This is a genomic window from Marinobacter sp. UBA3604 (assembly GCF_002375325.1).
GTDB classification, from domain to species: domain Bacteria; phylum Pseudomonadota; class Gammaproteobacteria; order Pseudomonadales; family Oleiphilaceae; genus Marinobacter; species Marinobacter salarius.
This window is the reverse complement of record NZ_DFMB01000027.1, coordinates 15,610-27,392: the sequence shown is the minus strand read 5'-3', so window position 1 is coordinate 27,392 and position 11,783 is coordinate 15,610. Positions and strand designations below refer to the sequence as shown.

The following is an 11,783-nucleotide window of genomic DNA, read 5'->3' as shown; positions in this document are numbered from 1 at the left end:
AAGTGCGATGAACCTTTTTTTTGGCAGCTGGTACAGTAGATACAAAAAGGCCGGCGAGTCAGTCTCGCCGGCCTTTGCTTTACTGATAGTGAATAGGTTGTCTATCTAATCTTAACGACTACTGAGATATCACCGTCTCCCCCTGAGGAAGCAGGTTTGCTTCAATCTCATCCTCCGTGAACAAGAGCTTGCGAGACTCCTTATTGGAATACTGCACACTCTGATCACTGAAGTAGTCGGACATGGCATCCGTGGACTGGGAATAACTAACCAGGCCATACGCCTCCGGGCCGTTATCCGTGAACTCCAGGCCAAAGTGCCAGCTCGTACCCCTTGCCATTAACCAACCGTCTATACCGTTGCTTCCGTCGGAAAGGCCGGCTGTATTGGGAATAGTGGGCGGAGCAATTCGGGGGAAGCGGGTATCTTCCGCAAATGGCTCACTCACAACACCAATCGCGTTAAACGCACCGTCAATACTGCCGTCGCCCCCATGCCAGGGAATTTCAACGGTCTGGAACACAGGCATATCGCCGGAGCCCGGTACGACACCCCCTGATGCACGGTAATACTGCAGGTCACCCAGGGCGGTTGTGGGAGCAATACCCTGAGACACAAGCGCGTCAACACCTGCCGAGAGTGCCAGAAGCATAGTATCGTCTGGTGTGCCCGCATTGTCTTCTGACGGACTGGCGGGAGTACCGACCGGATCAGAAGGGCTGAACGGCTGGGTTAGATCCGTGTTCACGTCTTCAAGGTAATTCGCCATGAAAACCCTGAAGATATGGGCGCCAACGCTATCACGGTTGTAGAGACCATCCCAGTTTTCCAGCGACTGACACCAGGATGACAGGTCCTGCCCGCCAACCGCTGTGGTTCCTATCGCATCGCAACGTTCCAGAAGCTCAGGCAGAAACTGCTCCGCGTACCAGGAACGGTTGTTCCAGATCACACCCAAAAGCTCTTCAGCATTGAACTTACCGTCCTGCCCCGCAGGGAGCGGAGCTGATGGAACGCCCGGCTCAAGGGGATTTTGAAGCATCTTGATACCCAAACGGGTACGGGCATTGATCTCTGCTTTTTCCTGACCAAACAGTGGTGAGTAACCTGTCAGGAACTCATCAGGGTTTGTCGCCCAATAGCTGCTGTTCGAGTTCTGAACCCAGTCGGAGCGAACCAGCTTGGGTTTATCGCTGTACGGGACCAATGGGCCGCACGAGGTTTCAACCCAATCCTCAATGGACTTGCTGCCATCAAGAAGCGTGACACCCTGATCAAACAACCCGGCGTACGAAGCACTGCCAAACCGCCTGAAATTGACAAGGGCAATCGCCTTGTCGGAAAGGTTGGGCACAGAACTGCTATCGATGTAGAACGCGTTGCCCTGGTCATCGGCATAGGTGGTGTTCGTCCAGAGTGTAGACCCACAGTTCCTGAATACATCCTGAAATTCAGAAAGGTTGCTCGCCCGGCTCATTTGCAGCCAGGTATCCAACAAACCGCCGGTGTTTGCGTTGGCATCGCGGTACGTCATCGCTACCGATCCGGTCGAATTCAACGCGCCATTGCCACCCCAGGCCGGCAACTGGTTGTTGACAGCATTGGCGGCGATCATGGGTCCGTACTCGGAGAAATAGAAATCCCGCTCAAGAACCGCTGGTTCCGGCATGCCGGGCATTTTTACTTCGATCTGGTAGGTCTCAACCTCAATGGGTTTTTCCACACCATCTTTTACATAGGTAAGGTTATCCCCCGTCTTCAGGGTGAGCTCATACCAGGTAAATCGACGGCTCGTGGTAACGGTGTGCGACCACGCCAGATTTTCATTGAAGTTGATAAGCGGTATTGCGGTACCTAGCAACCCCGCTCCATGAACATTCAGGTACCCCGGAACGGTCATCTGCACTTCGTAGAGGCGCCGGTGCCCGGTGTAGGGGAAGTGAGGATTGGCAAGGAGCGCACCGCGGCCCTGCTCAGTCATCGTGCTACCAATACCCCAGGCGTTACTGGCGAGGCCCATGTCGGTGAAATCCTGCACGGCCCCAGCATTGGCCTTTGCCGTTGCGACGACGTCCTTGCGCAATTGCTCAACCTGTTCAGCGTTGGCAACCGCTGAAACCGCCACCGGGGCAGGACTTTCCCCAGGGGGAACTGCCAGGAAAACCGCGCCCGTTGCGAATTGGGCACCACTGGCATACTGCCCAACCACTCGATAATGAGCCAGGAGATCAACCGGGGTAATCGCCTGCACCCACTCCTGATCCCTGCATTCCTCAGGCAGGTCGCCCGGATCGGTTTCGGCGACGTAGCGATTATAACCCTCGGTGAAACCTTCAATCAGTGCGCGGCTCTCATCCGTTAGCGTCGGGAGCTCTCGTTCAGCGCCACTGTATATTTTTTGGGCTTTGTAGCTGAAATCATTAACTATATTGAGCCCTACACCGAAAGCCGTATTGGGTCCCGGGCCAAAATACTTGGCCCTCTCACTTCTGGCTTTAACAATAGCCTCGGCCAACACACATACGTTGTCCTGGGCCTGGGCATAACCATGACCAAACGCCGCAGAGGCCAAGTCATCCGCCTTCACATGCGGAACCCCGCCGGCTGTCCTCCTTATAGTTGCCTCAAATGTACCGTCCGCCGGGAAAAGCTGTTCGTTCACCGAGCTATCGGAGTCGGAAGAAGAACTGCTTCCGTCGAAACATCCTGCAATCAGAAAGCTGCTGGCCAGCGCTACCCCGGCCGCTTTCAACGCGCTTTTGTCTGCGCTCCTGAAAGGTTTGCGAAGCGATTTCATAGTGATTCGTCCATTGTGATTGTTATGGGTAAGCCAAAGATGACTCACTCTCACAAATTAGCAGACAACCCGTTATTTAGCTAAGGACTGACGAACGATTCAGTTTTTGTCTGGGCGTCTCAGAAATCGCCGTTGTCGGCCCCCAGTGTCCGGCCGATATAACGGCTCTCACAGGGCGTTGCACTGAATTTGATCGGGTGGCCAATCTGCTTTTGCCCCCCCCCGTTACCTTTTGCCACATCAATAACCATGCCGCGCGCTTTCAGCTGAGGATGTTCGGCTGCCTCGGTAATGGTCAGCACCGGCTCCACGCACGCATCAACGTTCGCAAATACGTCCTGCCATTGTTCCAACGTTTTTTGTGCAATGGTGGACTTCAACGCCTCCCGGATGGCCTGCTGGTGCTCAGGGTTCTGGCTCAAGGCAAAGCTCTTCATGTCGGGGATGCCCAGGGCATCACAAAGCCGGTCGGAAAACTGGGGCTCCAGGCTACCCACAGACAACCATCGGCCGTCGCTGGTCTGGTAGTAGTCGTAGAAGGTGCCGCCGTTGAGCATGGAGCTTTCCTGCTTCTGTTGCTGCCCTCCCGCCAAGGCTGCAGCACCGGCCATCGTATTGAGGGCAAAGGCGGCGTCGGTCATGCTGATATCGATAAACTGCCCCTCTCCTGTTTGCTGGCGGTGAATCACAGCCGCCAGTATCCCCATAACGGCATGATGTGAGCCGCCTGCCACATCGGCAACCTGGATACCCATCGGTGGTGGCCCGGTTTCCCGGCGACCGCAATGGCTGGAAACTCCTGCCAGTGAAAGGTAGTTGATATCATGCCCTGCCCGATCCTTGTAGGGGCCAGTCTGACCGTAACCGGTAATCGCGCAGTAAATAAGATTGGGGTTGATGGCCTTGAGGGTTTCATAACCAATCCCAAGCCGGTCCATAACGCCGGGTCGAAACTGTTCAATCACCACGTCGTACTCTGTCACCAGCTGCTTGACCAGGTCCGCACTGCCCTCTTGCTTCAAATCCAGCCCAAGGGATCGCTTACCCCGATTGAGGAAGGTGTGGGACGTACTGACGCCATCTTCCAGCGGCGGCATCACTCGGGTCAGGTCCAGGCGGCCAGGGGCCTCCACCCGCAATACATCCGCGCCCATATCCGCCAGCAGCATGGTAGCGTAGGGGCCTGGCAGCAATGTACTGAAATCCAGAACCTTCAGGTTGCTCAGTGGGCCGGGCATGCAAACCTCCTTCTCTATTTTTGGACAACCCTGATGCTGCCCTGTTTTCCCCGCGGGGCCAACTGCCGGTTCCATCATTCCAATTGACTATTTCTTCCAGTGCGGCGCGAGAGTGATGGTTGCATTGTACCCAAGGGGTTTTATGATGGGCTTCGTTCAATAAGGATAAAGGATGATATGTCGGAACTCACCGTTTCCAGGCACTTCGTGGAAGCCGCATTGGTTGGGGCCGAAAGAGCGGGGATTGATACCCATACAATGCTGCGCGAGGCCGGAGTTTCACCGGACCTGCTGAAGATCGAAATGGCCCGGGTGAGCAGCACCCAGTACAGCCGGCTGATGCAGGCTGCCTGGAACGCAATGGACGATGAGTTCATGGGGTTGGGGCCACGCCGCTGCCGCACCGGCACGTTCGCCACCATGTGCGCGCTGGTTATCGACTGCCCCAATCTTGAGGCGGTCTATCGCCAGGCGTTTGATTTTTGCCGCCTGTTCGAGCCCATGGTCACCATGAAACTGGAAGTGGACGACAGGACTGCCCGGCTGGTAACGGTGATCGAAGGGGATATCCACGACCCGATGCATTTTTTCCGGGAAAGCATACTGGTCATCTGGCATCGTCTTGGCAGTTGGTTGATCGGGCAACCGGTGGAGCTGCTTAAGGCGGAATTCAGTTACCCCAGGCCGCCCCATGGCGACGAATACCGGCATATCTTCCATTGCCCACTGTCGTTCGAAGCCAGTGAAACCGCCCTGACGTTCGACAAGCGTTTTCTACAGGCTCCGGTGATACGCGACAAGCCGGAAATGCGGCAGTTCCTGAAAACCTCACCGGCCGACCTGCTGTCGCGCCCGGACGAGAGCAACACCTTCACCGGACGTATCCGCGCACTGATTGGCCGGGATTTTGCGAGATCCCTGCCCGACTTCGAATGGATTGCCACAGAGCTTCACACCAGCCCCCAGACTCTTCGCCGACGGCTGAAGCAGGAAAACACCTCCTTCCAGGAGATCAAGGACCTACTACGCCGGGACATGGCCATCTATTACCTGTCCCGGCCAGACCTGCCGATCAATGACATTGCGTTTCGGGTCGGATTCACCGAACCCTCAACGTTTCACCGCGCCTTCAAGAAGTGGACAGGAGTCACTCCCGGTGCTTACCGCGAAGGCGAACGGGGTCAGCTTCAGGATTGACTGGGGCTCTGCATGGTGCGAATCAGCCGGCCAAGGGTGCGGGCAATTTCCTCGGCCCGTTCGCGATCCGGGCTGAGTTTCATCAACCGCGAGCCATCTCGTGGGTCGTAAATCCAGCAACTGGCGGTTGAACTCTCGCAATTCCATTCAATCTGAGGATTGACTCCGAAAACGCCCATGGACTCGGTTGTTTTGACAACACGACCACCGGACTCACGTCGGGACTCCTGGATACTGATAGTGTCGTTCAGCCTCTCAATCCTGTACGACACATCGGCAGGACGGTCCAGCCTTACGATCCTCTGATCTTCACGCCAACCAGCAACGTCCAGGAGCGTATTGGCATGAATCACCAGCGCGTCGGCGTTCGAATCCGCCAGATAGAGTTCCCGGAGTTTCCCCAGTGACTGCTCGCTTGCAGGCTCGATAATGGCCACTGGCTCCGGATCAATAGAGCCATTGTTCTTGGCACTTGCGCCCTCTTGCTGGCGGGCTTTTTCGACATTGGTTATCAGTTTGAGCGCATCGGTGTAGTGCTCGCCTTCACTGCCCGCCAGACTGACGTACTTTTCCAACGCTGCTTGTGCCTCATTGTAGTGATCAGATTCCAGCATCACGCGGCCGCGAAAATAGAAATAGTTCGCCGGTTTCTCCCCCTCCAGTTGCTGGAGACGGTTCAGGTACTCACCCGCTTCACCCCAGCTCTCTGAGGAAACGGCCTCTTCAGTGGCAAGCATTAATCGCCGGGTCTCGTGTTCAGGCTCAAGGGCACTAACCTGACCGGCCATCAGTAGGGATGCCAACATAAAACCACTGACTGAACGACGCCCGACTCGGGTTATCTTCACCATCTTGTTTACTCCTGCTGATTATCCCGGGCGGCGTCTTCGTCCACCGTGGGCCCGACCGGATCGCTGGTGTCATCCACACCATCGGCGTCCACTTCGGCTTGATCCAAAATCGCTTTCGGGAGTTCTTTTTTAACACGAACGCCCAACTCCACAAAGCGGTTGGCTTGCGAGATAAGGTTTCCACGGCCACGGGTGAGCGTATTCATCGCCGAATCATAGGTTCCCTGCGCGGTGTGCAACTGGCTGCCCAGCTTTTCCATCGCTTCTACAAAAACCCGAAGCTTGTCGTACACCGCACTGGCACGGTCGGCAATCCTACGCGCATTCTGGCTTTGACGCTCGTATCGCCAGATATTTTCAATGGTTCGCAAGGTCGCAAGCAATGTCGTCGGTGTAACCACAATAATCTTTCGCTCGAATGCTTCTGCGAATAGGTTCTCGTCCTGCTGAAATGCAGCCACAAAGGCCGGTTCAATGGGCATGAAAAGAAACACGAAATCCGGAGAGTGCAGGCCGTGAAGCTGGCTGTAATCTTTCTCGCTCAGGGCGCGAATATGATTACGCACCGCCTCAACGTGCTGGCGAAGGGCTTCTTCCCTGGCAGTCTCATCCTCTTCTGTTGCCCACTGCTGGTAGGCCAGCAGGGACACCTTCGAATCCACCACCAGGTTTCGGCTGTCCGGCAAATGAACGATGACATCGGGGCGCAGCAACTGGTTGTCATCATCTCGGTAGCTGCCCTGGGTTTCATACTCAATACCCTTGCGCAAACCGGAGCGCTCGAGGACGCGCTCCAGAATCAGCTCGCCCCAGTTGCCCTGGATTTTCTTGTCTCCTTTAAGCGCCTTCGTGAGGTTGGAAGCTTCTTCGGTGATCTGGCGGTTCAGTTCCTGCAGGGATTTGATCTCACTCCTTAATGCCTGTCGATCCCGAGTTTCGGTGGTATAGACGTCCTCTACCCGTTTACGGAAATCCTGGAGTTGATCCCGGAATGGGTTCAGCAGGGTGTCGATGCTGGTGCGGGTCTGCTGGCTGAAGCGCTCGCTCTTCTGCTCGAAAATACGATTCGCAAGGTTCTCGAACTCCTGTTTCAACGCATCACGATTTCGTTCCAGTAACTCCAGTTTCTCCGTGGTTGCACGGCGCTCCTTGTCCAGCGTTACTTCCTGCTCGCGCTGGGCAACCCTGGCGTCGCCAAGCTCGCGGGAGAGCTCATCGGCTCGCTGCTGCTGGGACTTCCTCTCGGTTTCGAGTTGTTCTATGCGATCCAGCCGCGCCTTACTTTCGGACTCCAGCCCGGCCACCCGATTTTCCAGCGTTGCCGCACGCTGTCGCCAATGTTCGGTGTCCCGGCTCGCCTGCTCTGCCTCGGTTTTGCCGTTTTCGAGAGCAGCTTCAAGCTGATGGAGGCGCTGTTCGTCCATCGCCCGCGTGTACTCAAGCTCCCGGAGTGCGGATCTGGCACGGCCCCCCTTAACCATTGAAAACACCAGACAGCACAGCGCTAGCACCAACAAAATCAGCAAAGTGACGGTTTCCGGCCTACGCCCCACTATATCGATGATTGCCTCGGGCACCCCGATCTCCTCTAAATGACTGACTCAAACATTACGATAGAACAACAGTTTACCGTATTCGTGGAACCTTTTTGTTCGGACTCACGTCAAAGGTTTGCCATTCACTGGTTCTAGTGGACCAATTGGCAAATTTCCCGACCCAAGGCATCCGGCTCTGGACTCGGAACGTAATATCATCTAAAACGGTGAATGTGGCCTGTTTGCCGACAGAATGGCTGGTTTGCTGCCGGGTGCCAAGGTCCAGGAGCAGTATAAGGGACAGGAATTCAACATGCTCAAAGAGCTATGGAGAAAATTGGGATCTGAATTCTCCCATTCCGGGTGTTCGGACGTGGAAGGCCGTGAATACCGCAGGCCTGGCGCTCAAGCCAGCCACGGTGGTTTTCGCATTCTTCCCCATATGACCCACACCGGGGAATTCCACCTGGAAAGACTGACTGGCATCCTGAAGGGGCGCTACGGCAGAACCTTTCAGAACAATGGGGACGAATCCATCCGCGATCTGATTCACTTCGCTTCCCGCATTCAGGATCAGGATGTCCAGAGAGAACTGCTGCTGTTTTACCTGAACTGCTCCCCTGTGGTGCAGGAATACCTTCGTTCCGAAGAAGTTCTTGCACAAAACCACTTCCTTTCCCGGACATCCGGGAAAAAATAATACCCGCCGTTAATGATCTGTAAACCGACTCAACAGTTATGTTGTTGTATACTGCCGGCCTGTGATTACAAGTGGCTGTTCTAGCACACCCGAATTATCCTTGCAGCACTCTGTAATTAAAGTATCAAAGCCGTGGATTCAGGGGTTTCGGATCTTGTCTATACGTTCAGAGTTTGGAAAGTTGGCTGCGGCCGGCCTTGTGATATCACTCATCGCTGGCTGCACTGCGGATCGTTACTTTATGGTGCCAAAGCAGGATCTTGAGGCACTGAATACCTCCGTTATTAATCAGGGTGAAGAGGTCGTTCGCCTTGAGAACCGGACGGATGAGAGTTTCCAGGCGCTGACCCGGCTGAATGAGGAATCCACGAAAACCATCCTCGATGCCATCACCGAACAGGTCGAGAAACCCGCCTGCCCTCCTACCCCCAAACAGCAGGCCTGCACAGCGGGGCAGTCTGGCTCCAAGAGCGACGGAAGGGCCGACCGACTCAAGGGCAAGGTTGTTGTTGGAGAGTTGGAGAAATTCTACCTTGCTGGCCCCGGCCTGATCTACGACGCTCGCATTGACAGCGGGGCCGAAACCTCTTCATTGGATGCCCGAAACATCACCCGGTTTGAACGGGATGGGAATAACTGGGTAAGGTTTGACGTGCCGGTACCTGACTCCGAAGACATGGTAACGCTGGAACGGGAAATCTCACGCCGGGTCAGGATTATCCAGTCCAGCACCGATGAATCGGAACGCCGTGTGGTTGTGGAGTTGCAGTTCATGATTGGCAACCACCGGCAACAGGCTGAGTTTACACTGACCAACCGAGAGCACCTCTCACACACGGTGCTGGTTGGCCGCAACATTTTGAGGGACGTCATGCTGATTGATGTGGGCAAGGAGTTCGCCACCGAACTGCCCGACAAACTGCCAGCCGAAGAAAATGGGGACCAACCTTGAGTAGCCGCTCACGCATTCCGTTTTTCTTCGCTATCCTCCTTCTCATTGTGGCTGGACTTTCGATAGCCACTTGGCGGCACGTCGAGCTCGGCATTCCCTGGTTTACGGGGGAGCAAAAGCCGGTCTGGATGGTCGAGGCCCGAGTGGACTTCGATGGCACCGGAGAACCCGTACTCGCCAGCCTGAACATCCCTGATCAGCCACCCCAATTCCGTATTATTTCGGAGCAGGCTGCATCTCCCGGTTACGGTTTTTCCATCGTGGATGACTCCGGTGAACGCCGGGCTGAGTGGTCAAAGCGCAACGTTAGCGGCCCCCAGACGCTCTACTTCAAGGTTCAACTGATCCCTGATGACAGAGCCCTTGGCAGCCAGCCCAAACGACCGCCCAAACCTGAACCGGTCTTCTGGGAAGAACCTCAGGCAACAGCCGTGGAAGAGTTGTTGCAACAGGCCGCTGAACGCTCCAGCACGCCTGAGAGCATGACCCGGGAACTGATCAAGCTGCTCCAACCGGACCAGGGCGCCCAGAACACCACCCTGCTCGTGTCCGAAGCAAACTACATTGATCTGCTGACCCGGATGCTCAACCATGCAGGCATTCCCGCTCGAACGGCAGACGGCCTGGCCCTGGAAGATGCCAGGCGACGCCAGCAACTTCGTCCATTCCTGCAGATCTACGACGGTTCCCGATGGCTGACCTTCAATCCCCGCACAGCGGAACAGGGGCTTCCGGAACATGTCCTGCTGTGGCGACAGGCTGCAGCTTCCCTGCTGGATATTGTCGGCGGTGACAATTCAGACGTTAGCTTTTCCATGCTTCGGCAAACCATCCCGGCACTGCAATTGGCGCAGGCTCAGTCCAGCGAGAATGGCCTCGGCTTCCTGAGTCTTTACCAGCTCCCCATTGAAGAGCAAAGCATGTTCAGAATGCTTCTGCTGCTTCCCCTTGGGGCGCTCGTGGTGGCCTTTATGCGAATTGTCGTCGGCATACGAACGTCCGGCACGTTCATGCCGATACTGATCGCCGTGGCCTTTGTGCAGACGACACTGATTCCGGGGCTGATAGCCTTTATTTCCGTGGTGGCCATTGGCCTGCTCATGCGTGGCTACCTGTCGAGCCTTAACCTGCTGCTGGTCTCGCGAATATCCGCGCTGATCATTCTCGTGATCTTTATCACGGCCGGGCTGAGCATTGCGGGTTATCAAATGGGCTTCAACACGGGGATGACGGTTACCTTCTTCCCCATGGTGATTATCGCCTGGACGATAGAGCGCATGTCCATACTCTGGGAAGAGGAAGGCGCCCGGGAGGTGTTTGTTCAGGGAGCCGGCAGTTTGTTTGTCGCAGTCTGCGCATTTCTGATTATGAGCGCGCCCCTGGCGAGCCACCTGACGTTTAATTTCCCGGAGCTTCATTTCGTGGTTTTGGGGCTGATCCTGCTGATGGGACAGTACACGGGCTACAAGCTCACAGAGCTCCGTCGTTTTTATCCGATGAAGGCGTATAACTGATGGGCTGGATTTCGCCCTTCAAGCTGAACCAACTGGGCATGCTGAACATGAACCGGCGCAATGTGGACTACATTGCGCGGTACAATAGCCGTTCTTCATACCCCTTGGTGGACAACAAACTCAAAACCAAGCTGGTGGTTGCCGAATACGATGTTCGCACCCCCAGGCTGCTGCAGGTGGTGCGTCAGCAACACGAAATCTCCCATTTCCGGGAAATGGCAGAGGACCTGGACGGCTTTGCCATCAAACCGGCCAAGGGTTCCGGAGGTAAAGGGATTACCGTGATTACCGGCCGGGACGATAACGATTACGTCAAGGCCTCGGGCTCGCGGGTATCCTCGAGCCACCTTGAGCGCCACCTGTCCAACATTCTTGCCGGGCTCTACTCGCTGGCCGGCACGCCCGACGTCGCCATTGTCGAGAACCTGGTGGAATCGATTCCATCACTCGCCAAGTATTCCTTCCAGGGTGTACCGGATATCCGCATCGTCGTTTTTCAGGGCTACCCCGTGATGGCAATGCTTCGGCTGGCTACAACCGCTTCAGATGGCAAGGCTAATCTACACCAGGGTGCCGTAGGTGTTGGACTCAATATCGCCAATGGCCACAGCCTGAATGCGGTACAGTTCAATCGACCGATCACCCTGCATCCCGATACAGGCCTCGCCCTGGAGAACCTGGTGATTGATGACTGGCAGGAAATGCTGGTAATGGCATCACGATGCTACGAGGCAACCGGGCTGGGATATATGGGTGTCGATCTGGTCGTGGACGCAAACGAAGGGCCTTTGCTGCTTGAGCTGAACGCCCGCCCCGGCCTGGCCATCCAGATGGCCAATGGTCGCGGTCTGTTGCCGCGCCTGAGGCAAATCGAAGCCCTCCGAAGGACGCACTTCACCCCGGAAGAAAGAGCCGCATTCGCTATGGATACCTTCACGTCCAAAACCTGACCTTCAAATAGCAGGCACAAAAAAACCGGGGCAAACCCCGGTTTTTTTA

Annotated in this window: 9 protein-coding genes; 5 read left to right on the top strand and 4 right to left on the bottom strand. The window is 55.7% G+C overall.

All coding sequences use genetic code 11. The features are described from left to right. Positions 1-118 precede the first annotated feature (118 nt). Both B2590_RS08140 and B2590_RS08135 read right to left on the bottom strand, forming a co-directional pair. Positions 119-2,797 carry a penicillin acylase family protein gene (locus B2590_RS08140; protein WP_286811676.1) on the bottom strand — a complete coding sequence of 893 codons (2,679 nt, stop codon included), beginning with the start codon at positions 2,795-2,797 and terminating at the stop codon, positions 119-121. Between the two features lie 119 nt (positions 2,798-2,916). Continuing rightward, positions 2,917-4,035: a CaiB/BaiF CoA transferase family protein gene (locus B2590_RS08135; RefSeq protein WP_286811675.1), complete on the bottom strand. Its 1,119-nt coding sequence runs from the start codon at positions 4,033-4,035 to the stop codon at positions 2,917-2,919. 177 nt (positions 4,036-4,212) lie between these two features. Here B2590_RS08135 and B2590_RS08130 point away from each other — a divergent pair, with 177 nt between their 5' ends. Next, positions 4,213-5,232, top strand: a complete 1,020-nt coding sequence (locus B2590_RS08130) for an AraC family transcriptional regulator (RefSeq protein ID WP_286847918.1) — start codon at positions 4,213-4,215, stop codon at positions 5,230-5,232. Here the strand turns inward: B2590_RS08130 and B2590_RS08125 are convergent. Further along, positions 5,223-6,083, bottom strand: a complete 861-nt coding sequence (locus tag B2590_RS08125) for a hypothetical protein (protein WP_136633171.1) — start codon at positions 6,081-6,083, stop codon at positions 5,223-5,225. The two genes, B2590_RS08130 and B2590_RS08125, sit on opposite strands and share 10 nt — an antisense overlap. A 5-nt stretch (positions 6,084-6,088) precedes the next feature. Next, entirely contained in the window at positions 6,089-7,564 is a 1,476-nt protein-coding gene (gene rmuC, locus B2590_RS08120; protein WP_228210907.1) for a DNA recombination protein RmuC, read from the bottom strand. A gap of 367 nt (positions 7,565-7,931) precedes the next feature. Here rmuC and B2590_RS08115 point away from each other — a divergent pair, with 367 nt between their 5' ends. The 4 genes from B2590_RS08115 to B2590_RS08100 all read left to right on the top strand — a co-directional run bounded on the left by B2590_RS08115 (position 7,932) and on the right by B2590_RS08100 (position 11,734). Beyond that, positions 7,932-8,318 carry a hypothetical protein gene (locus B2590_RS08115; RefSeq protein ID WP_036206881.1) on the top strand — a complete coding sequence of 129 codons (387 nt, stop codon included), beginning with the start codon at positions 7,932-7,934 and terminating at the stop codon, positions 8,316-8,318. 154 nt (positions 8,319-8,472) lie between these two features. Beyond that, positions 8,473-9,270: an ATP-dependent zinc protease gene (locus tag B2590_RS08110; protein ID WP_085681345.1), complete on the top strand. Its 798-nt coding sequence runs from the start codon at positions 8,473-8,475 to the stop codon at positions 9,268-9,270. Continuing rightward, positions 9,267-10,784: an inactive transglutaminase family protein gene (locus B2590_RS08105; RefSeq protein WP_036206035.1), complete on the top strand. Its 1,518-nt coding sequence runs from the start codon at positions 9,267-9,269 to the stop codon at positions 10,782-10,784. Before B2590_RS08110 ends, B2590_RS08105 begins: the two co-directional genes overlap by 4 nt. Beyond that, a complete protein-coding gene (locus B2590_RS08100; protein ID WP_036206034.1) occupies positions 10,784-11,734 on the top strand; it encodes an alpha-L-glutamate ligase-like protein in 951 nt (316 codons plus the stop codon). Before B2590_RS08105 ends, B2590_RS08100 begins: the two co-directional genes overlap by 1 nt. Positions 11,735-11,783 lie beyond the last annotated feature (49 nt).